The organism is Roseateles sp., from assembly GCF_965262435.1.
Lineage (GTDB): Bacteria > Pseudomonadota > Gammaproteobacteria > Burkholderiales > Burkholderiaceae_C > Paucibacter_A.
This window is the reverse complement of record NZ_OZ253537.1, coordinates 4059974-4086381: the sequence shown is the minus strand read 5'-3', so window position 1 is coordinate 4086381 and position 26408 is coordinate 4059974. Positions and strand designations below refer to the sequence as shown.

The window sequence follows — 26408 nt, the reverse complement described above, 5'->3', positions numbered from 1 at the left end:
GGCCGCGCTACCATGGGCGCGCTGCAGCTTGGCCGTAACTGGGGCTGAACGAGCAGCATCGACGGGGACGGATCAGGGATGAGGACCAGGCCATGAGCATCAGCGCGGAAAGTCTCCTCAGTCTGGAGGCGTACGGCGAGTACCGGCGGGCCCACCAAGCCGAGATCCAGGAGTACCGGCGCCGTCGCTCGCTGCTGCTGGGCGAACACATGAGCTTGCAGTTCGAGAGCGAGCAGACCTTGCGTTACCAGCTGCAGGAAGTCCTGCTGGCCGAGCGTCTGGTCGAGCCCGAGGACATCGAGCGCGAACTCAGTCTCTATGCGCGCCTGCTGCCCAGTGGCAGCAATTGGCGGGCCAGCCTCTTGATTGAGTTCGCCGACCCCAAGCAGCGCGAAGTCGAATTGCCAGCGCTGCAGGGGGCCGAGCAACGCTTCTTTGTCGAGGTGCAGGGCATGGAGCGTGTCTATGCCCTGGCCAATGAGGATCTACCGCCCGTGGCGCCCGGAGCTGCCCCGGACAAGCCCTCTGCCGTGCATTTCCTGCGCTTCGAATTCAGCCCCGCACAGCGCGATGCCTTGCGCATCGGCACACCGGCCAATATCGGCTGCGAGCATCCCGCCTATCCGGTTGACGAACCGATTCCCGCATCCACGCTGAGCAGCCTGGTCGGTGACTTTCAGGACACCGCCATATAGCGGCCGGGTCGGTGGTTGATGGCCAGGGCGGCATTGATGGCCACCATGCCCAGCAAGGACATGCCGACACGCTCAGGCGCGACAAAGCCCAGGGCGCAAAGCAGGATCAAACCGTCCAGCCCCGCCTGCACATAGCCGGCGCGCCAGCCGCGTTTTTCCTGCAGATACAGCACCAGCACATTGAGCCCGCCCAGCGAAGCGCGGTGGCGGAACAGGATCAGCATGCCGGCGCCAATCAACAGGCCGCCGGTGATGGCAGCGAACCAACTATTGAGCTCGGCGAACTGCACCCAGCGTGGCAGCACCTCGGCCAGCACAGCCATCAGGCTGACGGCCGCGATGGTCTTGAGCGTGAAGGGTAGCCCCATGCGCCGGTAGGCCAGCCAGTAAAACGGCAGGTTGATGCAGAAGAACAGGGCACCGAAAGGCAGACCCAGGCTGTAGTGCAGCAAGAAGGCGATGCCCACCGTGCCGCCGGTCAGCATGCCGGCCTGCTTGAACAAGGCCACGCCCAGGGCCACGAACAAGGTGCCGGTGACGAGGGCCTGCACGTCCTCCAGCAGCGAATGCTTGAAGGTCCGGCTCAGGGTTTCGCGCAAGCTCATCAGGCGATGCCGGCCATGAAGTACTTGATCACGCCTTTGGCCAGGAAGCCCACCAGGCCGAAGCCCAGGCCCAGCAGCAGGATGAAGGTGCCGAAGCGGCCAGCCTTGGATTCGCGGGCCAGCTGCAGGATGATGAACACCATATAGGCCATGAAGCCGCCCACGCCCCAGGTGAGGCAAAACTGGGCGAGTTCCTGTTCGCTGTATCCAAACATCCTGGTGTCTTTCGGTCCGATCTCGGCGTCTGTAGCGCGGCGTTCAGTCGTGAACGCTGAGCAGATCGCGGTAGGCATGCCAGCTGGCGTGGCCCAGCAAGGGCACGACCAGCACCAGGCCGACCATGAAAGTGGCCATGCCCAGCAGGGTCAGCAGCATGATGATTGCGGCCCACAGGGCCACCGGTGCGGGGTACTCCATGACCACCCGCCAGCTGGTGAAGACGGCGCCGAGCACGCCAATGTCGCGGTCCAGCAGCAGGGGCACCGCCACCAGGGTGGATGCAAACACCGGCGCGGCCAGCAGGGCGCCCAGGGCCAGCCAGGCCTCGAAGAGGTGCGAGTCTTCGTTGAGCACCACATGGCGCACGAAATCGATCGGTTCGCGGATGGTGTGGCCGCTGAAGCCGGTAATCAGCGAGGCGGACGTCATCACCCAGCCCGTGCCGGCAAAGGCCAGCAGCAAGCCAAACACCACCAGGCGCCCATCGCGTGGCCACCAGGTGTGCAACACGGTGCGCAGGCTCGGGGTTCGACCCAGCTCCAGGTCACGGCTGATGACATAGAGGCCGGTGGCGAGGATGGGTGCGACCAACAGGAAGCCGCTGAAGGCCCCGGCCAGCAGCCAGAAATGGTGGCGCGCCAGCAGCACGATCAGGCAGCCGGCCAGAGCCATGGCCAAGCCGTGGGCCAGGGAGGCACCAGGGCAGCGCCACATATCGTGCCAGCCGCGTGCCAGCCAGCCCAAGGGGCGCAGCACGGGGATGGGCTTCACGCCGAACTTGCGTGATTGGGCCAGGGCTTTTTCGGTGTCCAGGAAGGGCATGGGCTCGGTCAGGTCTCAGCAGCAATGGTGACATGCTCGCACGGCGCTGTCCTTGATGCCCATCAAGACAAACACGGGTGGGGCGCTTGATGGCAGCCTGGTGTGGGCTTAGGCCGGCAGACTGACCGCGTCGAGCAGTTCGCTTTCGATCTGCAGCTGGGCGCGGTTTTGCTGCAGTGCTGGCCCATCGACCAAGAAGGTGTCTTCCACGCGCTCGCCCAAGGTGGAAATCTTGGCCAGCTGCAAATTGATGCCGTGGTGGGCCAGCACGCGCGCAATCGCGTAGAGCAGGCCGGCGCGGTCGCTGGTGCTGATGGACAGCAGCCAGGCCTGGCCGCGCTCGTCCGGGCGCAGGGCGATGCGAGGTGTGTAGGGGAAGCTCTTGACCCGGCGCGAGAGTCGGCCGCGGCGCGGCTCGGGCAACGGGCCTTGGGCCAGCAAGGCCTGGCTCAGCTTGGTTTCGACCAGAGAGACCAGGTCTCGGTGGTGCAAGTCCAGATCGGGGCTGATGACCTGAAAGGTGTCGAGCGCAAAGCCGCGCCGGGTGGTGTGCACCTTGGCATCGAGGATGTTGAAGCCCGCACCGTCGAAGTAGCCGCAGATGCGGGCGAACAGGTCCTGGCGGTCCGGCGAATAGACCAGCACCTGCAGGCCTTCGCCAATTGGCGAGGGCCGGGCCTGGACCACCGGCGTGGCGGTCTGTACATGGCGCCAGAGCGAGCGCGCATGCCAGGCCAACTCACCCGCTTCATGGCGGGCGAAGTAGCTGATGGCCAGGGTGTCCCAGAGCGCGGTCTCGGTGCCGGGCAGCATGGAGTGCAGGGCCAAGGTGTGGCGCGCTTCGTTCTTGCGGGCCTCGATGTCGGCGGCCAGATTGGGTTGAGCGCCGCCCAGGGCGCGCAGGGCCAGGCGGTAGAGGTCTTCCAGCAGCTTGCCCTTCCAGGCATTCCAGACCTTGGGGCTGGTGCCGCGGATGTCGGCTACGGTCAGCAGGTAGAGCGCTGTCAAGTGGCGGGCATCGCCGACGGTGGCGACATAACGCTGGATCACTTCGGGCTCGGACAGGTCTTCCTTCTGCGCCACACGCGAGTGGGTCAGATGGTGTTGAACCAGGAAGACGACCAGTTCACTGTCCTCTTTGCTCAGGCCGTGGTCGCGGCAGAAGCGGCGCGCGTCATCGCCGCCGAGCTCGGAATGGTCACCGCCGCGGCCCTTGGCCACATCGTGGAAGAGGGCGGCGATATAGAGCAGCTCGGGCTTGTCCCACTGCGCCGCCAGCTGCGAGCAGAAGGCGTACTCGTGCGCATGTTCGGGGATGAAGAAGCGCCGTACATTGCGCAGCACCATCAGGATGTGCTGGTCCACCGTGTAGACGTGGAAGAGATCGTGCTGCATCTGGCCGACGATGCCGCGGAACACCCAGAGGTAGCGGCCCAGCACCGAGGTCTGGTTCATCAGCCGGAAGGCGTGGGTCTGGCCCTCGGGTTGGCGCAGGATCTGCATGAAGGTGGCGCGGTTCACCGGATCGCGGCGGAAGGCTGCGTCCATTTGCGCGCGGGCGTTGTAGAGCGCGCGCAGGGTGCGGGCCGACAAGCCCTTGATACCGGGCGTCTGCTGGTAGACCAGAAAGGTGCGCAGGATGGCATGGGGCTCGCGCTCGTAGAGCTCGTCGCAGGCCACTTCCAGCATGCCAGCGCGGTCCAGGAATTGCTGCTCATGGCCCGGAATCGGGCGCATCAGACCTTGCTGGGAGCCGTTGATCTGCTCCTCCAGGTTCAGCAAGAGAATCTGGTTCAGCTGGGTCACAGCCTTGGCCGCCCAGTAGAAGCGCCGCATCAGCACTTCCGAGGCGCGCTGGGCCTTGCTGGACTGGTAGCCGAAGCTCTCGGCCACGGCAGTCTGCAGGTCGAAGACCAGGCGGTCTTCGCGCCGGCCGGCCACTGCATGCAGGCGGGCCCGGATCAGCTTGAGCAGGCCTTCGTTGCGCTGCAGCTGGCGGCTCTCGAAGGCCGTGATCAGGCCGCGTGCTGCCAGGGCTTTCCAGGTATAACCCAGGCCGGCGGCGCGTGCAATCCAGATCAGCACCTGCAGATCGCGCAGGCCGCCCGGGCTTTCCTTGCAATTCGGTTCCAGCGAGTAGGGCGTGTCCTCGAATTTCGTGTGCCGCTGCCTGGCCTCCAGCGTCTTGGCGCGCAAGAAAGCGCTGACGTCGAGATGCGCATGCTGGCCCTGCACCATCTGCTTGAACAGCGCGCGTGCGCCGGCCAGCGGCCGTGCCTCCAGCAGGGCGGTCTGCACCGTCACATCGGCGGACGCTTCCTGCAGGCACTCGCCAAGGGTGCGAACCGAGGAGCCCAGCTCCAGACCGATGTCCCAGCAGGCGGTGATGAAGGCTTCGATGCTTTGCTTGACGGCGCCGGGCTGGTGCGATTCAACACCGTCCGGCAGCAAGAGCAGCACATCGACATCGGAGTAGGGGAACAGCTCGCCGCGGCCATAGCCGCCCACGGCCACCAGACAGAAACCGGGCGGCATCTCGGCCTGGGCCCAGAGCTGCTGCAGCACACCGTCGACATGGCGGGCCAGTTGGCGCAGCAGGCGCTCGGCTGCGCGCTGGGTCGGCGGCGCGGCGCGGAACGCTTCGATCAGCGCCTGCTTGCCGCCCTTGAGCTGCTGGCGCAGCTCCGTGATGCTGCTGGCCATGGCGGCGCCTCTCAGGTGCAGGTGCTGGTGATGAAGGCGGGCAGGGCGGGGCTGCCCTCGGACAGGGTGAAGACCTCGTAGCCGGTCTCGGTGACCATCAGCGTGTGTTCCCACTGGGCCGACAGCGAGCGGTCCTTGGTGACGATGGTCCAGCCATCGCCGGTTTCCTTGATCTCGCGGCGGCCGGCGTTGATCATGGGCTCAATCGTGAAGACCATGCCGGGCACCAGCTCCTCCAGCGTGCCGGGGCGGCCGTAGTGCAGCACCTGCGGCTCTTCATGGAAGACCTGGCCGATGCCGTGGCCGCAGAACTCCCGCACGATGGAAAAGCCATTGCTCTCGGCAAAGCTCTGGATGGCATGGCCGATGTCGCCCAGGCGTGCGCCCGGCTTGACCTTGGCAATGCCCTTCCACATGGCCTCGTAGGTGAAGGCGCACAGGCGCTTGGCAGCGATCGAGCCCTCGCCGACCACAAACATGCGGCTGGTGTCGCCGTGCCAGCCGTCCTTGATCACGGTGACATCGATGTTGACGATGTCCCCGTTCTTCAACGCCCGGTCATTGGGAATGCCGTGGCACACCTGGTGGTTGATCGAGGTGCAGATGGACTTGGGGTAGGGGATGTAGCCGGCCGGCGTGTAGTTCAGCGGCGCGGGAATCGCTTGCTGGACATTGACGATGTAGTCATGCGCCAGCTTGTCGAGTTGTTCGGTGGTGATGCCCGGTTTGACATGCGGGGTCAGCATGTCCAGCACCTCGGAGGCCAGGCGCCCGGCAATGCGCAAGGCCGGGATGTCGGCGCCGGATTTGATCGTGATCGTCATGGGGGGATTTTAGGGGCTGCGGCCGCGTGCTTTGCCTCCGGCGCCGCAAGCCCCCCAGTCAAGACAGGCCTCAATCCTTCCAGACGATGATGCCGAAGTAAGAAGTGACCAGGACCACCACGCCGAAGACGATGCGGTAGTAGGCAAAGGGCACGAAGCTGTGGCTGGAGATGTAGCGCAGCAGCCAGCGCACGCAGACCCAGGCGCTGAGGAAGGAGAACAGCAGGCCGACGCCGAACATCGGGATGTCGTCCATGCTCAGCAGCGCCCGCTCCTTGAACAGGCTGTAGGCGCCGGCACCGATCAGGGTCGGTATGGCCAGGAAGAAGGAAAAATCGGTCGCGGCCTTGCGCGACAGACCCATCAGCATGCCGCCGATGATGGTGGCGCCCGAACGGCTGGTGCCGGGCACCATGGCCAGGCATTGGATCAGGCCGACCTTGAGCGCGTCCAGCGGGCTCATGTCATCGACGCTCTCGATGCGCACCGCGGCCTGCTGGCGGCGTTCGGCCCAAAGGATGATGAAGCCGCCGATGATGAAGGTGCTCGCCACCACGATGGGCGTGAACAGATGGGCTTTGATGGCCTTGCCGAAGAGCAGGCCCAGGATCACCGCCGGCAGGAAGCCGATCGCCACATTGAGGGTGAAACGGCGGGCACGGGCGTCCGAGCCCAGGCCGGTGGCCACTTCGCGCAGGCGCTGCCAGTAGACCAGGATGACGGCGAAGATGGCGCCAGTCTGGATGGCAATGTCGAAGACCTTGCTCTTGGCATCGTCAAAGCCGAGCAGGGCGCCGGTCAGGATCAGGTGTCCCGTGGACGAGATGGGCAGGAACTCGGTCAGCCCTTCGACGATGCCCATGATGGCGGCTTTGATCAGCAAGACGATGTCCACGCAGGGCACTCCCTCTGGGTTTTTGAAATGGGCGCGATGATAGCCCGCTGGCGTTTCAGCCCTGGGTTGGGCGGGCTGAGCCGGCACAAGATTCTTTACCTGCTGGCCGCACAGGACGGCCCCACAATCGGGTCCGTCACTGCGAGCTCACCTGGCACCTGCTCGGTGCGCCGCGGTCGGGTCGCCGCCAACTTGATGCTTGGCAGAGATTGCAATGCTGTTCGCGCGGCTGCTGCCGCGTCTTGCCTGAGAGTGTTCCGCGCATGAAGCCTTGGTTGAAGATTGCTGTGCCCGTGCTGGGCTTGGTTGTTCTGCTCGCTGTGGGCAGCAAATGGATGCAGAGCCGACAAGCCGGCGCCGCGGCCTCCGCAGCGGGCGCAGCAGCCGCCAAGACACCGCCGGCGCTCATGCTGACCGAGATGGACCTGCTGCAGGTGCAAAAGCAGCGATTCGCCCAAACCCTGGAGCTCAGCGGCAGCCTGAAGGCCCGCGAGTCGGTGCTGATCAAGGCCAAGGTGGCTGGCGAGTTGCTGCGGCTTGATGTGCGCGAAGGCGACACGGTTCGAGCTGGCCAGGCCTTGGGTCAGATCGACCCGGTCGAGGTGGATCTGCGCCTGCGCCAGGCCCAGGAAAATGCCGCCGCGGCCAAGTCGCAGCTCGACATCGCCCAACGCAATCTGGACAACAACCGTGCCTTGGTCGCCCAGGGCTTCATCTCCTCCACGGCCATGGAGACCGCCACCGCCAGCGCCGCCGGTGCCCGGGCCAGCTTGCAGGCGGCCGAGGCCGCGGTCGGCCTGGCGCGCAAGGCCAAGGCTGATGCTCAGCTGATCTCGCCGATTGCCGGCCAAGTGGCGCAGCGTCTGGCCCAGCCTGGTGAGCGCCTGGCCTTGGACGGCCGGGTGCTGGAAATCGTCAATCTGAGCCAGCTGGAGCTGGAAGCGGCCGTGGCGCCGGAGCTCAGCGTCGGGCTCAAGCCTGGTGCCCTGGCTCAGTTGCAGATCGAAGGCCTGGCCGAACCGGTGCCGGCCACGGTGGCGCGCATCAACCCGGCCACGCAGAGCGGCTCGCGCTCGGTGATGGTCTATCTGCGCCTGGATGGCCGACCGGGCCTGCGCCAGGGCATGTTCGCCCGCGGCCGCATCTTGCTCGAGGAGCGCGAAGCCCTGGTCGCGCCCGCCTCCAGCCTGCGCCTGGACAAGGCCAAGCCCTATGTCTTGCAAGTGGTCGACGGCCGGGTCAAGGCCCAGACCGTGGAGTTGGGGCCGGCCGGCGAAAGCCTGGTCGGTGGCCGCAGCGTGGCCGTGCAAGAGTTGCGCAGCGGTGTGGCCTCTGGGGCGCTGCTGCTGGCGCTTTCGGCCGGCCAGGTGCCGGAAGGCACCGTGGTGAGTCGGGCGCCAGCCAGCGCGGCAGTCTCAGCGTCCGCCGCCGCCTCACGCTGATCGGGCCGCCGCCATGTGGTTCACCCGCGTTTCCATCCAGAACCCCGTCATGGCCGTCATGGTCATGCTGGCCTTTGTCGTGCTGGGCTTGTTCAGCTACCAGCGCCTGTCGGTCGATCAATTCCCCAATATCGACTTCCCCACCGTGGTGGTGCAGATGGACTATCCGGGCGCTTCGCCCGAGATTGTCGAGAGCGAAGTCACCAAGAAGGTGGAGGAGGCCGTCAACACGGTGGCCGGCATCAATGCCCTGACTTCGCGCTCGTATGAGGGTAGCTCGGTGGTCATCATCGAGTTCAACCTCGATGTCGACGGCCGTAAGGCCGCCGAGGACGTGCGCGAGAAAGTGGCCCTGATGCGGCCGCTGCTGCGCGATGAGGTCAAGGACCCGCGCATCTCGCGCTTCGACCCGCAGAGCACGCCCATCTTCAATGTGGCCATCCTCTCGGAAGACGGCAAGAAGAACACGCAGGAGCTGACCACCTGGGCCACCCAGGTGCTGCAAAAGCGGCTGGAGAACGTGCGCGGCGTGGGCTCGGTCAGCGTGGTGGGCGGCTTGCAGCGCCAGATCCAGCTGCAGCTGCGCCCGCAGGCCATGGAGGCGCTGGGCATCACGGTGGATCAGGTGCTGGCCGCCGTGAAGAGCGAGAACCAGGAACTGCCCATGGGCAATCTGCGCTCGCTGGAGCAGGAGCGGGTGGTGCAGATCAATGCCCGGCTCAAGCGGCCCGAGGACTTCCGCGACATCGTGGTGGCGCGCAAGGGCGGCGCTTCGGTCAAGCTCTGGCAGGTGGCCGATGTGGTGGACGGCCCGCAGGAGGTGGAAAGTCTGGCGCTCTACAACGGCCAGCGCACGGTGCTGCTGAGCGTGCAGAAGAGCCAGGGCGAGAACACCATCGAGGTGGTGGACGGCCTGCAGCGCGCCCTGAAAGACGCGCAAGACTTGACCCCGCCGGGCGTCAAGGTCGAGGTCAACCGCGACAACTCGCGAGCGATTCGCGTCTCCGTGGCCAATGTCAAACGCACCCTGTTCGAAGGCGCGGCGCTGACCATCCTGATCGTGTTCCTGTTCCTGAACAGCTGGCGCTCGACCGTCATCACCGGCCTGACCCTGCCGATCGCCCTGATCGGCACGTTCTTGTTCATGTATGCCTTCGGTTTCACCATCAACAACATCACCATGATGGCGCTCAGCCTGTGCGTGGGCTTGTTGATCGACGACGCCATCGTCGTGCGCGAGAACATCGTGCGCCATGTGCAGATGGGCGCCACGCCGCGCCAGGCGGCGCTCGATGGCACGGCCGAGATCGGCCTGGCGGTGCTGGCCACCACCTTGTCCATCGTCGCGGTGTTCCTGCCCATCGGCTTCATGGGCGGCATCGTCGGCAAGTTCTTCCACGAGTTCGGCATCACCATCGTCGCCGCGGTGCTGATCTCCATGTTCGTCAGCTTCACCCTGGACCCGATGCTGTCCAGCGTCTGGCATGACCCGCAGGCGCACAGCGTGCACCGCGGCCCGCCGGTGACGCTGTACGACAAGACCTTGGGCCGCCTGACCGGCGCGGTCGATCGCTTCACCAACTGGCTGTCGGCGGGTTACCAGCGCATCCTGGCATGGTCGCTGCGCCACAAGGGCGCGACCCTGCTGATCGCGCTGGCAACGTTCTTGTCCAGCTTTGTGTTGTTGGCCGGGGTGGGCAAGGAGTTTGTGCCCAAGGCCGACCTGTCGGAGACGCAGATCAATTTCTACACGCCCGTGGGCTCGGCCCTGGAGGTGACCGAGGCGCGCGCCAAGCAGATCGACGCCTTGCTGCGCGAGCTGCCCGAGGTGCGCTACACCGTGGCCACCATCAACAGCGGCTTCGCCGCCGGCAAGATCTACGGCGCCATCTATGTGCGCCTGGTCGACCGCAAGGACCGCCAGCGCAGCGTGGCCGACCTGGCCGAACCGATGCGCCAGCGCCTGGCCACCGTGCCCGGCATCACCGTCACCAACATCGGCCAGACCGATCTGGGCGGTGGCAAGAGCCTGCAGTTTTCCATTCAGGGCAGCGATCTGGGCGAGCTGGAGCGCATCTCCAAGCAGGTGGTGGCACGGCTGCAGAAGATCCCCGGCTTGGTGGACCTGGACACCACGCTCAAGCCCAACAAGCCGACGGTGTCGGTCGAGGTCAAGCGCGATGTGGCGGCCGATGCCGGCCTCAACGTCAATGCCCTGGCGGGCACGTTGCGCACCTTGCTGGCTGGCACCACGGTGGGCAACTGGCGCGCCTCGGACGGTGAGAACTACGACGTGCTGGTCCGCTTGGGGCCGCAAAGCCGCGACTCCCTGGCCGACTTGCAGCGCATGCCCATCAATCTGCCGGCTGCCGCCGACGGCATGCCTCGGGTGATGGCCCTATCTCAGCTGGCCGATGTGAAGGCCTCGACCGGGCCGAATCAGATCAACCGCCGCGATATGGCGCGCGAGATCACCATCGACGCCAATGCCCTGGGGCGCAGCTCGGGCGAGGTGTCGGCCGACATCAAGAAGGTGCTGGACGAGACTGCCTTCCCGCCCGGTTACCGCTACAGCTTCGGCGGCTCGACCAAGAATATGAACGAGTCCTTCCAGTACGCCGTGGGCGCACTGGGCCTGGCCGTGGTCTTCATCTACATGATTCTGGCCAGCCAGTTCAAGAGCTTCTTGCAGCCGTTGGCGCTGATGAGTTCGCTGCCGCTGACCCTGGTCGGCGTGTTCCTGGCGCTGCTCTTGTTCCGCTCCACGCTCAATATGTTCAGCGTCATCGGCATCGTCATGTTGATGGGCTTGGTGACCAAGAACGCCATTCTCTTGATCGACTTCGCCATCCGCTCGAGGGCCGGCCGGCATGGCAACGGCGTGGATCAGGAGCCCATGGAGCGCGAGGCGGCCTTGCTGCATGCGGCCCATGTGCGGCTCCGGCCCATCCTGATGACCACCCTGGCCATGGTCTTCGGCATGGTGCCCTTGGCTTTTGCTTTGAGCGAGGGTTCGGAACAGCGCGCGCCCATGGGGCAGGCGGTGATTGGCGGGGTGATCACCTCCTCGCTGTTGACCCTGGTGGTGGTGCCGGTGATCTATTGCTATCTGGACGATCTGGCCGCCTGGGCGAAACGGCGCTGGACTGGAAATAGAATTCCCGCCGTACCGGGTGCGCCTGAGGCAGCCTCGGCGGATTGAGATTGAACAACACGCAAAAGACTGGACCGAGATGAACATCGAACAAGCCCGCTTCAACATGATCGAACAGCAGATCCGCCCCTGGGACGTGCTGGACGCTGATGTGCTCCAGCTCTTGGCGGTGGTCAAGCGCGAAGATTTCGTGCCGGCGGCCTGCAAGGGCCTGGCCTTCATGGACACCGAGATTCCTCTGTCCGGCGGCCAGCGCATGTTGGCGCCGCGCGTTGAGGCCCGCCTGCTGCAGGAACTGAAAGTGGCACGGCACGAGAAGGTGCTGGAAGTCGGCACCGGCAGTGGCTTCATGGCGGCGCTGCTGGGCCACCGCGCCCAGCGCGTGCTGAGCCTGGAGATCGATCCCGAGTTGGCGGCCCAGGCCGCCCTCAATCTCAAGCGCGCCGGCGTGCTCAACGTCTCCGTGCTGGAGCAAGATGGCTCCCAAGGCCTGGCCAAGGAAGCTCCGTTTGACGTGATCCTGCTCTCGGGTTCGGTGGCCGAGGTGCCGGCCGCGCTGTTGGCTCAGCTCAAGGTCGGAGGCCGCTTGGCCGCCATCGTGGGCGAAGAGCCGGTCATGCGCGCCCAGCTGATCACCCGCGTGGACGAGAAGAACTACCGCACCGTCGAGCTGTTCGACACCGTGGCGCCGCGCCTGCACGGTTTCACCGAGCGCAGCAGCTTCCAGTTCTGAGATGCAGCCGTCGCTGAGCGTCACTGACTTTCATGCGCTGTGTGCGCGCAGCGCACCTGGGGCGGACGCGGCGAGCTTGCCGCTTCTGCTGGACGTGCGTGAACCCTGGGAAGCGGCGCTGGCCAGCATTCGCATCGAGGGTGTGCCGGCGCAATTGATTCCCATGGGGCAGCTGCCCGAGCGTCTGGACGAGCTCGACCGCCTGCAATCCATCGTCTGTTATTGCCATCACGGCATGCGAAGTCAGCAAGTCGTCGCATTTCTGCAGCGCCAGGGCTTCGATTCCGTCTATAACCTCGCCGGTGGCATTGACGCGTGGTCGCTGCAGGTGGACCCTGGCGTGCCGCGCTATTGATGACCAAACCCAACAAGCGTGCATCCCGCTAGGATCACGGCTCAGGACTCAAAAAGCTAATCGCTGACAAGGAAGCTCATGCGTGACCCACGTGCTATGAATTCGCGCCATTCCTCCAACCCGGGCCGTGCCCTGAGCCGTATCGGCATGGCGCTGGCGCTGTTGATGGCCGGCGCTGGCAGCGCCCAGGCGCAAAGTCTTCAAGAGCTGTACGACGCCGCCCGCGCTTTCGATGCGCAATTTTTGTCGGCCCGTGCGCTGGCGGATTCAGCCCAGTACAAGGCGGCTCAGGCCGATGCCTTGGCGCGCCCCAGCCTCGGCCTCGGGGTGACGGCCAAGCGCGACGAAACTGACCCGCCGAAAATTGGCCGCGTCGGTGCCAGCACGCTGTCGGCCGGTCTGCAAGGCAAGTACGCCTTGTACAACCCGGGCAACAAGCTGACCATGGCCCAGGCTCAGCTGGGTTTGACCGTTGCCCAGGCCGACCTGGAGAGCGCCGAACAGGACCTGATTGTGCGTGTCGCGCAAGCTTATTTCGATGTGCTGGGTGCACAGGACGTGCTCGGCACAGCGCGCGCCAGCAAGGCCATGATTTCTGAGCAGCTGGCCTCGGCCAAGCGCAATTTCGAAGTCGGCACCCAAACCATCACCGACACCCGCGAAGCGCAAGCCCGCTACGACCTGGCCCTGGCCACCGAGATCGCAGCCGAGAACGATCTGCGCATCAAGAGCGTGACCCTGGACCAGCTGGTCGGCCGCAGCGGCGTGACGCCCAAGCCTTTGGCGGTGCCGGTCGCCTTGCCGGCTGTGACGCCGCTGACCGTGGACCCTTGGGTCGCTCAAGCGGAAGAGATGCACCCGCTGATTCGCAAGGCCCGCATTGGCCTCGATGTGGCCAAGCTCGAGATCGGCAAGGCCCGCGCGGCTGACGGCGTGACCGTCGATTTGAACGGTACCCTGGGCGCCCAGGATGCTCGTGGTTCCGGTGCCCAGCTCAAGGGCACGACTGGCACGGCCAGCCTCGGCGTGACCCTGAGCCTGCCGCTCTACACCGGCGGCGCCACGCAGAACCGCATCAAGGAAACCCTGGCCTTGGAAGAGAAGTCGCGCAACGACCTCGACTACGCCCGCCGCGCCGTGTCCGAGGGCACCAAGCGTGCCTTCTTCGGCGTGCAGTCGCTGACCGCACAGGTCAAGGCGCTGGAAGCGGCCGAGTCCTCGTCCAAGCTGGCGCTGGAAGCCACGCAGCTGGGCTACAAGGTCGGCGTGCGGGTCAATCTGGACGTGCTCAATGCCCAGACTCAGCTCTTCAACACCCAGCAGAACCTGGCCAAGGCGCGCTACGACGTGGTCATGACCAGCCTCAGGCTGCGCCAGGCCTCGGGCCAGCTCAAGCCCGAGGATGTGTCGGCCGTGAATCAGCTACTGGCCAAGTAAACGCTGCGGGCTCCGGCCTGCTCAGCCCGCCCGAGCTTGCTGCTCCGGCGGGCTTTTTCTTGGCTGCGCCCGGGTCTGTCATGGTGGCTGGGCGAGAATACCGGCCATGCTTTACTTGCTCTCTCCCGCCAAGTCACTGGACTATGAAACCCCGGTTCCCGAGGCCCTCAAGCCGCTGATCACCCAGCCCCAGTTCACCGCCCAGTCGAGTGAATTGATCCAGGTACTCAAGACCCAGACGCCGGCGGACATCGCCCGCCTGATGGACCTGTCCGATGCCTTGTCCGAGCTCAATGTGGCCCGCTACCAAGCCTGGCGCCCGCGTTTCACCGAGAAGAACAGCAAGCCCGCCGTGCTGGCCTTCAATGGTGATGTCTATGACGGCCTGCAGGCCGTCAGCCTGAGTCCCGAGCAGCTGCAATGGGCGCAGAACCATGTGGCGATTCTTTCGGGCCTGTACGGCGTGCTGCGCCCCATGGATTTGATGCAGCCCTACCGCCTGGAGATGGGCACCCGCTTGGCGAATCCGCGCGGCAGCAATCTGTACCAGTTCTGGGGCGACCGACTGGCCGAGCACCTCAACGCCCGCGCGGCCTCCAGCCAGGTGCCGGTGATCGTCAACCTGGCCTCGCAGGAGTATTTCAAGGCTGCCGATCGCAAGGCCTTGCAGCCGCGGGTGCTGGAGTGTGTGTTCGAGGATTGGAAGAACGGCCAATACAAGATCATCAGTTTCTTTGCCAAGCGTGCGCGTGGCCTGATGGCCCGCTTCGCCATCACCGAGGGTGTAGACACGCCGGCGGGCCTGCTGGACTTCAATCTCGACGGCTACCGCTACCATACCGAAGTGTCGACACCCGAGCGCCTGGTGTTCCGTCGTCGTCAGGCCGATTGAAGGTTATTCACCCCTTTTCTTTGTCCCTCAGTTCACCATGAGTGCACAACAACTGATCACCGCCGATCTGCGCCAGTGGATCGCCTCGCAGCTCGCCCAGGGTTGCAGCCAGGAGCAATTGCTGGCCGCCATGCAAAGCAGCGGCTGGGACGCTTCGGTGGCCGCGAGTGCCTTGGCGCAGACCCTGGATCCTTCCTTGGTCCAGCCCATGGCCGCGGGCATCAGCCCGGCGGTGCGTGAGGCCGCAGCCGGCAGCCCGGTGCCCGAGCCTGATTTGAGCCGTGGGGCGCCGGTGCTGCAGATCGGCGACCGCGCCGTGCGCGTGCTGCTGAGCCTGCGCCACCCCCGCGTGGTGGTGTTCGGCGGATTGCTATCGGATGAAGAATGCGACGCCATGGTGGCCCAATCCGAGGCGCGCCTGGCCCGCTCGGAAACCGTGGCGGCCAAGGACAGCGGCAGCGAGGTCAATGCCGCGCGTACCAGCGAGGGCATGTTTTTCGAGCGTGGCGAGAACGATCTGATCCGCCGCATCGAAGCGCGCCTGGCCGCTTTGCTGAATTGGCCGGTGGACCATGGCGAGGGCCTGCAAGTTTTGCGTTACCGGCCCGGTGCCGAGTATTTGCCGCATTACGATTACTTCGACCCTGGCATGAGCAGCACGCCGGCCATCCTCAAGCGCGGAGGTCAGCGGGTCGGCACGCTGGTGATGTACCTCAACACGCCGACGGCGGGCGGCGCCACCATTTTTCCTGACATCGGCCTCGATGTCTTGCCGGTCAAAGGCAATGCCGTGTTCTTCAGCTACGACAGGCCGCAGCCCCAGACCCTGACCCTGCACGGCGGTGCGCCGGTGCGCGAGGGCGAGAAGTGGGTGGCGACCAAGTGGCTGCGTCAGGGTGTGTTTGTTTGAGGGGAATTTGAGAGTGATTCAGGAGTTGCAAGTCATGAACCACAAGAACATCGTCATCGCCCTGTGCGCCGGTCTGCTGGGCGTGCTGAGCGCCGGTGCAGCGCACAGCCAGATCAGCAGTCAAGGCACCGTCATCCAGACTCCGCAGCCGGTGGCGCCTGCGGTGGTGGGCCTGCATCAGATTGAAGATGCGGCGGCTGCGGCCAAGCAAACGTCGCCAGAAGTGGTGGCCAAGGCCAGCAAGAAGGTAAGCAATAAGGCGGGCAATAAGGCGGCCAAGAAGGCGGGCAAGGCTGCAGGCCAAGGGGCCGGTAAAGCGTCTGCCAAGGCGTCCGGTGCCAACGCGAAGGCCAAAACGTCCCGCGGCATGGCCGGCGCCAAGGGCAAGAAGCCCTCGGCCGAAGGCGGCAAGAATAGCAAGAAGAAGGCCCATCAGGCCGCGGCCAAGCGCAAGGCGCACTGAAGGCCGGCGGCTGCATTTGCCTGGAGTCGGGAGACTTCGGGCTCCTGTGCAGCAGCGGTAAGGCCAGGCGCTCAGCTCCGCAAAGGCAGCTGGCTTTGCTTCAGTTGCCGCAGCACAAAGCTCGACTTGCTGTGGCGGATGCCCGGGATCTTGTACAGGCGCTCGCGCAGCAGGCGCTCGTAGTCGCGCGTGTCCGAGACGGCGATGCGCACGTAGTAGTCGTAGTCGCCCGAGACCAGGAAAGCCTCCAGCACTTCAGGGATCTGCTCTAGCGCGCGGCCGAATTCGAACAAGGCCTCGTCGGAATGGTTGTCCAGAGTCACCTGCACGATCACGGTGTCGGCCAAGCCGATCTTGGCGGCATTGAGCCGCACGGCATAGCCCTCGATCACGCCGGCTTCCTCCATGCGCTTGATGCGCGCCCAGCAGGGTGAACTGGTCAGACCAACTCGGCCGCTCAGTTCCTGCAGGCTGATGCGGGCGTCCTGCTGCAGGCAGGCCAGGATGGCGAAATCGAATTTGTCGAGCTTCATGCTGTGGGAGTTTAGCTTCGCAGCAAATTTTGCTTATGGCTTGCTGATTCAAGGAAAAATTCGGCAGCCTTTGCTGGCGCTTCTTGGGCACAGTGCTGGCATGAGTGCATTGCCCGAAACCTTGTTCGCCGGGGATCTCGATCTCGCCCCGGTTCTTCAGCCCGCCGTCCCGAGCAACGGTGCGCAGGCCTTGATTGCCAGCCTGTTGGCTCTCGGCGTGGATACCGTGTTCGGCTATCCCGGCGGCGCCGTGCTGCCGCTCTACGACGCCCTGCATGCCGAGCCGCGTCTGCGCCATGTGCTGGTCCGCCACGAGCAGGCGGCCGTGCATGCGGCCGAGGGCTATGCGCGCAGCACCGGCCGGCTCGGTGTGGTGTTTGTGACCTCAGGGCCCGGCATGAGCAACACCACCACCGGCTTGCTGGATGCGCTTTGCGACAGCATTCCGGTCCTCTGCGTCAGCGGCCAGGTGGCGACCACGGCCATCGGCACCGACGCCTTCCAGGAATGCGACGCCCTGGGCATTTCCAAGCCGGTGACGAAATGGAATGTGCAGATCCGCGCGGTCGAGCAGGTGGCGGCCACGGTGCAAGAGGCTTGCCGGCGCGCTTGCGGCGAGCGACCCGGCCCGGTGCTGATCGACTTTCCCAAGGACATCCAGCTGCAGGCGCTGCCGACCTCGCAATGGCAGCCGCCGGTCCAGGCCCCGCTGCCGCCGTCGCAGGTGGATGCTGCCGCTGTTGCGGCTGCGCTCGACCTGCTGGCCGCAGCGCGGCGTCCGGTGTTCTACGGCGGTGGCGGCCTGATCAACTCGGGCGCCGCTGCTTGCACGAGCTTCCAGCGCTTGGTTTTGGCCACCGGTGCGCCTTGCACCCTGACCCTGCTCGGCTTGGGCGCCTTCCCGGCCTCCAGCCCGCAGTGGCTGGGCATGCTGGGCATGCATGGCAGTCTGGAGGCCAATCTGGCCATGCATCACGCCGACCTGATCGTTTGTGTTGGTGCGCGCTTTGACGACCGCGTCACCGGCCGCCTGGACAGTTTCTGCCCCGGTGCCAAGGTCATTCATCTGGACATCGACCCGGGGTCCATTGGCAAGGTGGTGCCCGCTGATGTGGCTTTGCCCGGTGATTGTGCGGCCACGCTGGCTGCCCTGGAACAAGGCTGGGTCAGGCGGGCGCAAACCCTGGATCTGCGCGCTTGGTGGGCGCGCATCGCCACCTGGCGTGCCGCCGATAGTTTCGGTTTTGATGACCCTGGCGTGGGCGCCATCCTGCCGCAGGCCTTGATGCGCCAACTGCAGCAGGCCACCGAGCAGCAGAGGCCGGGGCAGGGCGCCATCGTCTCCACCGATGTGGGCCAGCACCAGATGTGGGCGGCCCAGCATTTGCGCTTCGAGGCCCCCGGGCGCTGGCTGACCTCGGGGGGCGCAGGCACCATGGGCTACGGTTTGCCCGCCGCTTTGGGGGCGCAGATCGCATACCCGGATGAGCTGGTGGTCTGCGTCAGTGGCGACGCCTCGGTGCTGATGAACATCCAGGAAATGTCGACCGCCGTGCAGCACCGCCTGCCGGTCAAGTTGGTGCTGTCCAACAACGGCCGCATGGGCATGGTGCGGCAATGGCAGGAGTTGATCCACGGCGGCCGCTACAGCCACAGCTACACCGAGGCGCTGCCGGACTTCGTGGCCCTGGCGCGTGCCTTTGGCTGGCAGGCCTTGCGGGTCGAGCGGCGCGAGGACCTGGACGCCGCGCTGCAGCAATGCCTGGCCAGCACGGGGCCGCTTTTTCTCGATGTTCAGGTCCTGGCCGAAGAAAACTGCTTCCCCATGATTCCGGCGGGCGCCGGCCATCAGGAAGTCTGGCTGGGCAAAAACAAGGCCTATGTGGAGCCCGGCGTGGATCAGCCGGTGCCTTGACACGCTATCCGGCTGGCCGTCGGCTGTTGTGATCGTGATGAAGCGATTTGTTCCTGCGCCAAGGCTCGCTGCAACTGCTAAATTGAAGCGCCACTGACAGCAGTGCGGCCCTGAAGGCGCCTGGCTGATCACACGGAACCAAGGCGGCGCTTTTCAGCCAGTTGCTCATGCAGACCCTGTCGGTACGGACTTATTTGCTGCTGCTCTTCATGGCCACCGCTGTGCCGGTGTTCGGCTTGCTGGGTCTGGGCATCTATCTTGACATGCAGCACACGGTGGAACAGACCAAGACCTCCTTGCGGACCTTGGCGGCAACCATGATTCGCAACACCGGTGGCAGCCTGAGCAAGGCGCAGCAAAGCCTGGAACGCTTGGCTGCGCGGCCACTGGTGCAGTTGATGGATGAGCAGCAATGCGACCCGGCGTTGGCAGGCTTGCTGTCCATGAACCCGGCCTATGCCAATGTGGTTTATGCCAATCTCGAGGGGCGGGTGCTGTGCTCGGCCCATCCTTTACCCGGGGGCAAGGCGGTCAGCGTGCAGGACATTCCTTGGTTTCAGGAGTTTCTGCGCGAGCCACGCCCCATGGTCGGCCTGCCCCACAAGGGTTTGATCACCGGAAAGTGGGTCTCGGTCATTGCGGCCCCGGTGCGCAATGCGCGCCAGGAGCTGGTTGGTGCGGTCTACCTGCCGCTGGACTTGAGTAGCTTCAACCCCAATGTTCCTGATCAGTGGCTGCCGGCCGAGAGCCGTTACGGATTCATCGCGCGTGATGGCACGCTGATCTGGCGCAATCTCGATCCCGAGGGTGTGATCGGCAGCAAGCCCAAAGCAGAAGCCGCGCGTCGCATTGCCGAGATCGGCAGCGGTGAGTTCGAGAGCCTGGCCGTTGATGGCGTCCGGCGCTATTTTTCGGTGCAAGTCATGCCGGAGACCGGTTGGGTCGCCTTTGTCGGGGTGCCGGCCTCGGTGGTCTATGCGGAATCCCGACGCCGTGCCGTGCTGGCCTTGGTCGTGGCTTCGGCTGCCTTGTTGACGCTGACTTTGATGGCCGTTCTGATCGCCCGGCGCATCACTCGGCCGCTTGCGCGTTTGGAGGGCGTCACCCGGCAGATCCACAGCGGCGAGTTCGGCGCACGCCTGGTGCTTGAGGGGCCGCGTGAATTGCGGGAGGTGGCGGAGGCCTTCAATGCCATGACGGCGCGCATGGAGTTGTCCACTCGCCAACTGGAGGCCGAGATCAGGGAACGCAAGGACATGGAAGACCAGATTCGCCTGCTGGCGGTGCTGGACCCGCTGACTCAATTGCCCAATCGTCGCCTGCTGATCGACCGTTTGGGCCAAGCCATCTCGATGAGCAAGCGCAGCACCTGTCACAGCGCCCTGATGTTCGTCGACCTGGATCAGTTCAAGCCGCTCAATGACCAGCATGGTCATGTGGCCGGCGACCAACTGCTGGTGGAGGCGGCCGGCCGCTTGCGGCGCAATGTGCGCGAGCAGGACACCGTGGCGCGCTTCGGTGGCGATGAGTTCGTCGTGCTGACGGTCGAGCTGAGCGGCGAGGCGGATGTCGCTCGCTCTCAAGCCGCGGTCATCGCAGAAAAAGTCAGACAGGCGCTGGCCGAACCCTATGTCTTGCGCCGCCAGTCGGATGACTGTGAAGTCAACCTTGAACTCGAACCCGGGGCGGAGGGACTTGCCGAGTCCTTCAGCTACCCCTGCACGGCCAGTATTGGTGTGGTGGTGTTCCGTGCCGGCGAAGTCGATCCGGCCGAGATCTTGAAGCAGGCCGACCAGGCCATGTACCAGGCCAAGCACTCAGGCCACAACCGGGTTTGCTTTTACGGCGCGGCGGCGTGAAGCACAAAAAAAGCCAGGCCGCGTGAGCAGGCCTGGCTTTGTTCCGAGCGACCGGGCCGCGAGGGCCCAGGCTCTGCGTCCTCAGACGCGCTTGCGGTACTCGTGCGTGCGGGTGTCGATTTCGATCTTGTCGCCCTGGGCCACGAAGATGGGCACGGGGATTTCGAAACCGGTGGAGATCTTGGCGGGCTTCAGGACCTTGCCCGAGGTGTCGCCCTTGACGGCCGGCTCGGTCCAGGTCACTTCACGCACCAGCGAGGTGGGCAGTTCAACCGAGATGGCCTTGCCGTCGTAGAACACCACTTCCACGGGCATGGAGTCTTCCAGGTAGGACAGGGCGTCGCCCATGTTCTCGGCTTCGACTTCGAACTGGTTGTACTCGGTGTCCATGAACACATACATCGGGTCAGCGAAGTAGGTGTAGGTGCAGTCGCGCTTTTCCAGGATGACCTGGTCCATCTTGTCGTCGGCCTTGAACACGACTTCGGTGCCCGAGTTGTTCAGCAGGCTCTTCAGCTTCATGCGCACGGTGGCTGCATTGCGGCCGCCGCGGCTGTATTCGGTCTTCAGCACGACCATCGGGTCTTTACCGTGCATGATCACGTTGCCGGCGCGGATTTCTTGAGCAATCTTCATGAGTGTTCCGATTTGGAGAGAAGTTCTTCGGGATGGCCCGGCGTCTTGATCACGCGCTTTTTCTTGATCACGCGCTATTGCTTCGGGGCCCAGGCCATTGCTTGATTGATGTGGGTCAGACGACCCGCGGGTCCGCTGAACTTTGGTCAAACAAGCAGGGTCTGCTGTCTTGAGATGCCAGCCTTTGACGGCTTCATCGAGGTGTCGTGCCCGGTCTTGCGGCGCAACAAAGCCCTATATTTTAGCTTGATTTGTGGGCCAGGCCGAGCAGTTGGCTGCACAAGTCCTGCTGGGGCGCCAATTGAGCACGCCAGTGCAGGGCCTGAGTAGCGGCGGTTCTTGCGGCGGTTTCTTCGGCTGGCAGCCGCAAGTGGCCGGTCTCCAGTTCGTTCCAGCGGCGCCAACAACTGCGCGTCGCCGCGGCCAGCTCGGCAGTTGCGTCTTGCAGATACAGGTCCAGGAAGGCGTCCAGCTTGGGGCCGTGGGCGCCGTCGTCCTGGCGGTAGATCTGCCAGACAAAAGGCTTGCCCGCCCATTGGGCGCGCACAAACGAGTCTTCCCCGCGCACGAAGTTAAGGTCGGCTGCCCAGAGCAGGGCGTCGAACTCGTCTTGGCTGACGAAGGGCAGGGCATGCAGACGCAGCGGGGCAGGCAGCTCGCGCTGCAGCAACTCCGCTTGAACCGCGCCGGGGCAGACCAGCAAGAGGGTCGGCTGTTCGGCCAGGGTGGCGAGCAAATCGGCGAGGCGCGGGTTGGGGTAGGCAAACAGGCTGACGATGCGCTCGCCCGGCCGGCGCTGCAGACCCAGGGCTGCCAACCAAGCGCTGGCGTCGAAGCGGCTTTGTGCTTGCAGCAAGCCGGGCTCGCGCAGCAGGCCGCCGGTGCGCGGGCTGAAGCCCGGGTAGAAGAAGCGCTTGTCCAGGCCGCGTCCGGGGCCGCTGAACTGCGGTGAACTCAGGCCGTGGCTGCGCTCGACATAGGCTTCGGCGCTCAAGTACTCCAGATTCAGCCAAAGCGGCGCCGTGGCGCGCGCGGCCATGCGGGCCACGAACCCCGGCGGCAGCTCGCAGCCGAAGGTTTCGATCACCACATCGCCAGCTTCGTCTGCGGTTTCACTGGATGGCCAGTCGTGGACCGTGATGCCGGGCGGCCAGCCCCAGGGCGCCATCCAGCGCAGCGGCGCCGCGTCGTCGATCCACAGGCGCACGCGCTGCCCGCGCGCCGCCAGGTCGCGGGCCAGGCGCCAGCTGACACCGACATCGCCGAAATTGTCGATCACACGGCAGAACAGATCCCACACCAGGCACGGACTCAGACTCATGCCGGGATTATCGAGGCGGGCACAATGCGGGCCATGCCAGTGCCTGATTCCAAGAACCTGCCCGATATCCAGCAAGAGATGGCTGCCGCCTCAGCGCAGCCCGATGCCCGCGCCCTCGGTGAGCAGGCCCAGACTCAGTGGGCGGCCGAGCGTCGCATCGTCGAGGAGGCCGAGGCCCAGCGGGTGCAGCAGGTCGAGCAGGTGGCGCGTGAGCAGCGTGAACGAATCTTGCAGGAGGTGGCGGCCTTGCCTGGGTTGCCTGGGGTCTATCGCTATTTCGATGCCCAGGATCAGGTGCTCTACGTTGGCAAGGCCAAGCATCTCAAAAAGCGCGTCTCCAGCTATTTCCAGAAGGACCACGGTGGCACGCGCATCGGCATGATGGTGGCGCGCATCGCCCGCCTGGAGACGACGGTGGTGCGCACCGAGTCCGAGGCGCTGCTGCTGGAAAACAACCTGATCAAGGCGCTGAACCCCAAGTTCAACATCTTGTTCCGCGACGACAAGAGCTATCCCTACCTCAAGCTCAGCGGCCATGCGTTCCCGCGCATCAGCTACTACCGCGGCGCGGTGGACCGGCGCCATCGCTACTTCGGCCCCTTCCCGAGCGGCTGGGCGGTCAAGGAATCGATCCAGCTGATCCAGAAGGTCTTCAAGCTGCGTACCTGCGAGGACACGGTTTTCAACAACCGTTCACGACCCTGCCTGCTGTACCAGATCCGCCGCTGCTCAGGCCCTTGCGTGCCGGAAGGGCAGGGTGCCGATTACGGCCGCAACGTCAGCAACGCCGAACGCTTTTTGCTGGGCGAGACGCAAGAGGTGATGGATGGTCTGCAGGCGCAGATGATGGCCTATTCGGATGCCTTGCAGTTCGAGCTGGCAGCCGAGGTGCGCAACCAGATCCAGGCCCTGGCGCGGGTGTTGCAGCAGCAGTCGGTGGATGAGAACAGCGCCACCGGCCGTGACCGCGATGTCGACATCCTGGCAGCCAAGGTGCAAGGCGGCCGCGCCTGCGTCAACCTCGCCATGGTGCGCGGTGGCCGCCATTTGGGTGATCGCGCCTTCTTTCCCAAGCATGTCGAGGAAGCGACCGCCGTCTCCCTGGGTGATGACGAGCAACTCAGTGTCTTTTCCCCCGAGCGCCTGGTGCTGGAGGCCTTCATGGCTCAGCATTACCTCGATGCCCATGTGCCCTCGTTGATCGTGCTTAGTGAGTTGGTGGACGAAACCCTTTCTGAGGCCTTGAGTGAGCAATCTGGCTACAAGGTCACCACGCAATCGCAGCCGCGTGGCCAACGCCGTATCTGGCAGGAAATGTGCGTCAAGGGCGCCGAACTGGCGCTGGCGCGCCTGCTCGCCGAAGAAGGCTCGCAACAGGCGCGCACCCGCGCTCTGGTGGATGCGTTGGAGTTGTCTGTGCAGGAGTTGGATGCCTTCCGCATCGAATGCTTTGATATCAGCCACACTGCGGGCGAGGCGACCATGGCCTCTTGTGTGGTGTTTGATGCGCACCAGATGCAGAGCAGCCAGTACCGGCGCTACAACATCGAGGGCATCACCGGCGGCGACGATTACGCGGCCATGCGCCAAGTGCTGACCCGGCGCTACAGCAAGCTGGCCGAGGCCGCTCAGCTAGGCACCGGGCGTCTGCCCGATCTGGTGCTGGTCGATGGCGGCCGCGGCCAGGTGGCTATGGCGCGCGAGGTCTTCGAGGAGCTGGGGCTGGATCTGTCCTTGATCGTCGGCGTGGAAAAGGGCGAGGGGCGCAAGGTCGGTCTGGAAGAATTGCTGTTCGCCGACGGCCGGCCCAAGGTCTATCTGGGTCGCGACTCGGCCGCGCTGATGTTGGTGGCGCAGATCCGAGACGAGGCCCACCGCTTTGCCATCACCGGCATGCGTGCCAAGCGGGCCGCGGTGCGCACCGGCGGCTCCAAGCTTGAGGATGTGGCCGGTATTGGCCCGAAAAAGCGCGCGCAACTCTTGCAGCGCTTCGGGGGTGTGCGTGGCGTGGCCGCCGCGAGTGTGGAAGAGATCGCCAGCGTCAAGGGCGTTTCCAAGGAACTGGCAGAGGAGATCTATCGTGTATTGCGCTGATGATGAGTTGTGTGGTGGCTCTGGCGAACGGGCGCTCGCCATGGCGCGGTCCGCCCGCGTCTGCGCCTGGGCGGCGCTCGGGCTGGCACTTGCGCTGGCCGGCTGCTCCAGCGGGCCGCGTTCGCCCGCCCCGGCGCCGGCACCGGCCGCTGCTCCCAGTACAGCTCCTGCCTCTTTGCCGAGCAAGAGCGAGGCGCCCAAGCCCGTGGATACGGCCAAGACGGGGCTGCCGCCACCCGGCCCCGTGCGCAGCCATGACGAGTTGCGCAAGCAGGCCGCGCTGAGGCTGGTCGCGGCCAACCCGCACATGACCTATATGGGCCAGGTGCCGGCGGTGCTCCTGGCGATTCCGGTGCTGGAAGTGGAGTTGCGCCATGACGGCCATATCAAGCGCATCAACATCTTGCGCCGACCGGGGCAGGCGCCGGACACCTTGCAGCTGGCGATTGACGCCGTGCACCGCGCCGCGCCCTTCGGTAATGTCTCGCGCATGCCTGAACCCTGGAAGTTCAGCGAGACCTTCTTGTTCAACGACAACCGCCATTTCAAGCCGCGAACCCTCGACTGAGGGCCTGGTGCCTCGGCAATAAAGAGACAGTCGGGCCTGTGCCAGGCCAGTCACTCGGTGTCTCGGCTCAAAAGGCCTGAAAAGGTGGGAGGTCGCTGGTTTTGTTTGGGCACAATGGGCGGATGTTCTTCACCCTGCCAACCCTGTTCACTTGGGCCCGCATCGTCGCCATTCCGCTGGTCGTCGGTGTGTTCTATCTGGACCTGAGCAAAGACAGCCAAAACCTGTTTGCCACCTCGCTGTTCATCCTGGTCGCGTTGACCGACTGGTTGGATGGCTATCTGGCCCGCAAACTCAACCAGACCTCGGCCTTCGGTGCCTTCCTGGACCCGGTGGCGGACAAGATGCTGGTCTGTGCCGCATTGCTCATCTTGCTGGAACTCGGTCGCGTCAATGCCATGGTGGCCCTGGTCATCATCGGCCGCGAGATGGCCATCTCGGCCCTGCGCGAATGGATGGCCCAGATTGGGGCCTCGGGCAGCGTGGCCGTGCACATGGTGGGCAAGCTCAAGACCATGGCGCAGATGGTGGCGATTCCCTTTCTGCTCTTCGATGGCGTGCTGTTCGGCTTCCTGCCGACTCGCTTGTGGGGCACCTGGTTGTTGCTTGCTGCCGTGGTCTTGACCATCTGGTCCATGGTCTATTACCTCCAGAAAGCCCTGCCGGAAATCCGCGCCAAGGCGCGTTGAGTAGGTCTCGCGTGTGCGGATCTCGCGCGCTAGCTCCGCTCTGTAGAACCTTTCAGCGGCGCAACCACTGTTGGTGAACGGTGTCTTTTGTATCGGGGCTTTTCCCGGTCAGGCGGGTCGGCTGAATGCGCATAGAATCCGTTTCCCCGCGAGTTTCAGGCCAGCTCCGGCTTGCTTCAGGTCAGCGAAGCCGAGGCCTGCAAGTGCCGCGCGGACGCACTTCCTTTTGAGGGGAAACAATTGAACAAGTCGGAACTGATCGAGCACATTGCCCAGCAGGCAGACATCTCCAAGGCCGCTGCGGGCCGTGCTCTTGAGGCCGTGATCGGCGGCGTCAAGACCACGCTGAAGAAGAACGGTTCCGTTTCTCTGGTAGGCTTCGGCACCTTCAGTGTGACCAAGCGCGCTGCGCGTGCGGGGCGCAACCCCCGCACCGGCGATGCGATCAAGATCAAGTCTGCCAAAGTGCCTAAGTTCCGGCCCGGCAAGGCCCTCAAGGACGCGGTCAACTGAAGTTCGGCGTCAGCCTCGTTTTTTCGTTTTTTACCGGTTTACCCGGGTGCTTAGCTCAGTTGGTAGAGCGTCGCCTTTACACGGCGCAGGTCGGCGGTTCGAGCCCGTCAGCACCCACCAGTATTGCCCGA

24 protein-coding genes and 1 tRNA gene are annotated in these 26408 nt (G+C 64.8%); 16 read left to right on the top strand and 9 right to left on the bottom strand.

Annotation, left to right across the window (positions count from 1 at the left end):
• Window positions 1–92: 92 nt before the first annotated feature.
• Complete coding sequence (locus tag ACQY39_RS17625) at window positions 93–695, top strand: DUF3501 family protein (protein ID WP_428508414.1); 603 nt, start codon at window positions 93–95, stop codon at window positions 693–695.
• On the opposite strand, the gene ACQY39_RS17620 is transcribed toward ACQY39_RS17625, so the two are convergent.
• From ACQY39_RS17620 to ACQY39_RS17595, 6 genes are all read right to left on the bottom strand, one after another.
• Complete coding sequence (locus tag ACQY39_RS17620; RefSeq protein WP_428508412.1) at window positions 677–1300, bottom strand: YitT family protein; 624 nt, start codon at window positions 1298–1300, stop codon at window positions 677–679. The two genes, ACQY39_RS17625 and ACQY39_RS17620, sit on opposite strands and share 19 nt — an antisense overlap.
• Window positions 1300–1515 carry a DUF2788 domain-containing protein gene (locus ACQY39_RS17615; protein ID WP_428508410.1) on the bottom strand — a complete coding sequence of 72 codons (216 nt, stop codon included), beginning with the start codon at window positions 1513–1515 and terminating at the stop codon, window positions 1300–1302. Before ACQY39_RS17615 ends, ACQY39_RS17620 begins: the two co-directional genes overlap by 1 nt.
• 43 nt (window positions 1516–1558) lie before the next feature.
• Window positions 1559–2341, bottom strand: coding sequence for a DUF2189 domain-containing protein (locus ACQY39_RS17610; protein ID WP_428508408.1), 783 nt, complete (start codon window positions 2339–2341; stop codon window positions 1559–1561).
• Window positions 2342–2449: 108 nt separating this feature from the next.
• The gene (locus ACQY39_RS17605; protein ID WP_428508406.1) at window positions 2450–5044 is read right to left on the bottom strand and encodes a [protein-PII] uridylyltransferase; all 2595 of its coding nucleotides are present in this window, start codon (window positions 5042–5044) and stop codon (window positions 2450–2452) included.
• A gap of 11 nt (window positions 5045–5055) precedes the next feature.
• A complete protein-coding gene (map, locus tag ACQY39_RS17600) occupies window positions 5056–5868 on the bottom strand; it encodes a type I methionyl aminopeptidase (RefSeq protein ID WP_428508404.1) in 813 nt (270 codons plus the stop codon).
• A 70-nt stretch (window positions 5869–5938) separates the two neighbouring features.
• Window positions 5939–6763, bottom strand: a complete 825-nt coding sequence (locus ACQY39_RS17595; protein ID WP_428508402.1) for an undecaprenyl-diphosphate phosphatase — start codon at window positions 6761–6763, stop codon at window positions 5939–5941.
• A gap of 263 nt (window positions 6764–7026) precedes the next feature.
• Between ACQY39_RS17595 and ACQY39_RS17590 the strand changes: the two genes are divergently transcribed.
• The 8 genes from ACQY39_RS17590 (at window position 7027) to ACQY39_RS17555 (ending at window position 16149) form a co-directional block, all read left to right on the top strand.
• Window positions 7027–8205 (top strand): efflux RND transporter periplasmic adaptor subunit, encoded by a 1179-nt coding sequence (locus tag ACQY39_RS17590; protein ID WP_428508400.1) that lies wholly within the window; start codon window positions 7027–7029, stop codon window positions 8203–8205.
• 13 nt (window positions 8206–8218) lie between these two features.
• The gene (locus ACQY39_RS17585) at window positions 8219–11407 is read left to right on the top strand and encodes an efflux RND transporter permease subunit (protein ID WP_428508398.1); all 3189 of its coding nucleotides are present in this window, start codon (window positions 8219–8221) and stop codon (window positions 11405–11407) included.
• 31 nt (window positions 11408–11438) lie between these two features.
• Window positions 11439–12092, top strand: coding sequence for a protein-L-isoaspartate O-methyltransferase family protein (locus ACQY39_RS17580; RefSeq protein WP_428508396.1), 654 nt, complete (start codon window positions 11439–11441; stop codon window positions 12090–12092).
• Window position 12093: 1 nt separating this feature from the next.
• The gene (locus ACQY39_RS17575) at window positions 12094–12447 is read left to right on the top strand and encodes a rhodanese-like domain-containing protein (RefSeq protein ID WP_428508394.1); all 354 of its coding nucleotides are present in this window, start codon (window positions 12094–12096) and stop codon (window positions 12445–12447) included.
• A gap of 78 nt (window positions 12448–12525) precedes the next feature.
• A complete protein-coding gene (locus tag ACQY39_RS17570; RefSeq protein WP_428508392.1) occupies window positions 12526–13884 on the top strand; it encodes a TolC family outer membrane protein in 1359 nt (452 codons plus the stop codon).
• A gap of 106 nt (window positions 13885–13990) precedes the next feature.
• Window positions 13991–14776 carry a peroxide stress protein YaaA gene (gene yaaA / locus ACQY39_RS17565; RefSeq protein WP_428508390.1) on the top strand — a complete coding sequence of 262 codons (786 nt, stop codon included), beginning with the start codon at window positions 13991–13993 and terminating at the stop codon, window positions 14774–14776.
• A 37-nt stretch (window positions 14777–14813) separates the two neighbouring features.
• Window positions 14814–15686: a 2OG-Fe(II) oxygenase gene (locus tag ACQY39_RS17560; RefSeq protein ID WP_428508388.1), complete on the top strand. Its 873-nt coding sequence runs from the start codon at window positions 14814–14816 to the stop codon at window positions 15684–15686.
• A gap of 34 nt (window positions 15687–15720) precedes the next feature.
• The gene (locus ACQY39_RS17555) at window positions 15721–16149 is read left to right on the top strand and encodes a hypothetical protein (RefSeq protein WP_428508386.1); all 429 of its coding nucleotides are present in this window, start codon (window positions 15721–15723) and stop codon (window positions 16147–16149) included.
• Between the two features lie 71 nt (window positions 16150–16220).
• Here the strand turns inward: ACQY39_RS17555 and ACQY39_RS17550 are convergent, their stop codons facing one another.
• Window positions 16221–16682: an Lrp/AsnC family transcriptional regulator gene (locus ACQY39_RS17550; RefSeq protein WP_263520383.1), complete on the bottom strand. Its 462-nt coding sequence runs from the start codon at window positions 16680–16682 to the stop codon at window positions 16221–16223.
• Between the two features lie 100 nt (window positions 16683–16782).
• Here ACQY39_RS17550 and ilvB point away from each other — a divergent pair, with 100 nt between their 5' ends.
• Window positions 16783–18597 (top strand): biosynthetic-type acetolactate synthase large subunit, encoded by a 1815-nt coding sequence (ilvB, locus tag ACQY39_RS17545; RefSeq protein WP_428508384.1) that lies wholly within the window; start codon window positions 16783–16785, stop codon window positions 18595–18597.
• A 167-nt stretch (window positions 18598–18764) separates the two neighbouring features.
• Complete coding sequence (locus ACQY39_RS17540) at window positions 18765–20456, top strand: diguanylate cyclase domain-containing protein (RefSeq protein WP_428508381.1); 1692 nt, start codon at window positions 18765–18767, stop codon at window positions 20454–20456.
• Between the two features lie 81 nt (window positions 20457–20537).
• Here the strand turns inward: ACQY39_RS17540 and efp are convergent, their stop codons facing one another.
• Window positions 20538–21092 carry an elongation factor P gene (gene efp / locus ACQY39_RS17535; RefSeq protein ID WP_263520386.1) on the bottom strand — a complete coding sequence of 185 codons (555 nt, stop codon included), beginning with the start codon at window positions 21090–21092 and terminating at the stop codon, window positions 20538–20540.
• Between the two features lie 241 nt (window positions 21093–21333).
• Window positions 21334–22413 (bottom strand): elongation factor P maturation arginine rhamnosyltransferase EarP, encoded by a 1080-nt coding sequence (gene earP / locus ACQY39_RS17530; RefSeq protein ID WP_428508379.1) that lies wholly within the window; start codon window positions 22411–22413, stop codon window positions 21334–21336.
• A gap of 33 nt (window positions 22414–22446) precedes the next feature.
• Between earP and uvrC the strand changes: the two genes are divergently transcribed.
• The 5 genes from uvrC (at window position 22447) to ACQY39_RS17505 (ending at window position 26397) form a co-directional block, all read left to right on the top strand.
• Entirely contained in the window at window positions 22447–24507 is a 2061-nt protein-coding gene (gene uvrC / locus ACQY39_RS17525; RefSeq protein ID WP_428508377.1) for an excinuclease ABC subunit UvrC, read from the top strand.
• A 40-nt stretch (window positions 24508–24547) separates the two neighbouring features.
• The gene (locus ACQY39_RS17520; RefSeq protein ID WP_428508375.1) at window positions 24548–25075 is read left to right on the top strand and encodes a hypothetical protein; all 528 of its coding nucleotides are present in this window, start codon (window positions 24548–24550) and stop codon (window positions 25073–25075) included.
• A 122-nt stretch (window positions 25076–25197) separates the two neighbouring features.
• Window positions 25198–25764: a CDP-diacylglycerol--glycerol-3-phosphate 3-phosphatidyltransferase gene (gene pgsA / locus ACQY39_RS17515; RefSeq protein ID WP_428508373.1), complete on the top strand. Its 567-nt coding sequence runs from the start codon at window positions 25198–25200 to the stop codon at window positions 25762–25764.
• A 171-nt stretch (window positions 25765–25935) separates the two neighbouring features.
• A complete protein-coding gene (locus ACQY39_RS17510; RefSeq protein WP_428508371.1) occupies window positions 25936–26277 on the top strand; it encodes an HU family DNA-binding protein in 342 nt (113 codons plus the stop codon).
• Between the two features lie 44 nt (window positions 26278–26321).
• Window positions 26322–26397 (top strand) — tRNA-Val (locus ACQY39_RS17505).
• The last annotated feature ends 11 nt before the right edge of the window (window positions 26398–26408 follow it).

What these genes read in the sequence shown, in the direction of transcription:
- uvrC (WP_428508377.1), top strand. Translation starts at nt 22,447, where the DNA reads ATGCCAGTGCCTGATTCCAAGAACCTGCCCGATATCCAGCAAGAGATG.
- ACQY39_RS17620 (WP_428508412.1), bottom strand. Translation starts at nt 1,300, where the DNA reads ATGAGCTTGCGCGAAACCCTGAGCCGGACCTTCAAGCATTCGCTGCTG.
- ACQY39_RS17590 (WP_428508400.1), top strand. Translation starts at nt 7,027, where the DNA reads ATGAAGCCTTGGTTGAAGATTGCTGTGCCCGTGCTGGGCTTGGTTGTT.
- ilvB (WP_428508384.1), top strand. Translation starts at nt 16,783, where the DNA reads ATGAGTGCATTGCCCGAAACCTTGTTCGCCGGGGATCTCGATCTCGCC.
- ACQY39_RS17605 (WP_428508406.1), bottom strand. Translation starts at nt 5,044, where the DNA reads ATGGCCAGCAGCATCACGGAGCTGCGCCAGCAGCTCAAGGGCGGCAAG.
- ACQY39_RS17540 (WP_428508381.1), top strand. Translation starts at nt 18,765, where the DNA reads ATGCAGACCCTGTCGGTACGGACTTATTTGCTGCTGCTCTTCATGGCC.
- ACQY39_RS17615 (WP_428508410.1), bottom strand. Translation starts at nt 1,515, where the DNA reads ATGTTTGGATACAGCGAACAGGAACTCGCCCAGTTTTGCCTCACCTGG.
- ACQY39_RS17580 (WP_428508396.1), top strand. Translation starts at nt 11,439, where the DNA reads ATGAACATCGAACAAGCCCGCTTCAACATGATCGAACAGCAGATCCGC.
- ACQY39_RS17560 (WP_428508388.1), top strand. Translation starts at nt 14,814, where the DNA reads ATGAGTGCACAACAACTGATCACCGCCGATCTGCGCCAGTGGATCGCC.
- ACQY39_RS17625 (WP_428508414.1), top strand. Translation starts at nt 93, where the DNA reads ATGAGCATCAGCGCGGAAAGTCTCCTCAGTCTGGAGGCGTACGGCGAG.
- ACQY39_RS17550 (WP_263520383.1), bottom strand. Translation starts at nt 16,682, where the DNA reads ATGAAGCTCGACAAATTCGATTTCGCCATCCTGGCCTGCCTGCAGCAG.
- map (WP_428508404.1), bottom strand. Translation starts at nt 5,868, where the DNA reads ATGACGATCACGATCAAATCCGGCGCCGACATCCCGGCCTTGCGCATT.
- earP (WP_428508379.1), bottom strand. Translation starts at nt 22,413, where the DNA reads ATGAGTCTGAGTCCGTGCCTGGTGTGGGATCTGTTCTGCCGTGTGATC.
- ACQY39_RS17520 (WP_428508375.1), top strand. Translation starts at nt 24,548, where the DNA reads ATGGCGCGGTCCGCCCGCGTCTGCGCCTGGGCGGCGCTCGGGCTGGCA.
- ACQY39_RS17585 (WP_428508398.1), top strand. Translation starts at nt 8,219, where the DNA reads ATGTGGTTCACCCGCGTTTCCATCCAGAACCCCGTCATGGCCGTCATG.
- yaaA (WP_428508390.1), top strand. Translation starts at nt 13,991, where the DNA reads ATGCTTTACTTGCTCTCTCCCGCCAAGTCACTGGACTATGAAACCCCG.
- ACQY39_RS17570 (WP_428508392.1), top strand. Translation starts at nt 12,526, where the DNA reads ATGCGTGACCCACGTGCTATGAATTCGCGCCATTCCTCCAACCCGGGC.
- efp (WP_263520386.1), bottom strand. Translation starts at nt 21,092, where the DNA reads ATGAAGATTGCTCAAGAAATCCGCGCCGGCAACGTGATCATGCACGGT.
- pgsA (WP_428508373.1), top strand. Translation starts at nt 25,198, where the DNA reads ATGTTCTTCACCCTGCCAACCCTGTTCACTTGGGCCCGCATCGTCGCC.
- ACQY39_RS17555 (WP_428508386.1), top strand. Translation starts at nt 15,721, where the DNA reads ATGAACCACAAGAACATCGTCATCGCCCTGTGCGCCGGTCTGCTGGGC.
- ACQY39_RS17575 (WP_428508394.1), top strand. Translation starts at nt 12,094, where the DNA reads ATGCAGCCGTCGCTGAGCGTCACTGACTTTCATGCGCTGTGTGCGCGC.
- ACQY39_RS17610 (WP_428508408.1), bottom strand. Translation starts at nt 2,341, where the DNA reads ATGCCCTTCCTGGACACCGAAAAAGCCCTGGCCCAATCACGCAAGTTC.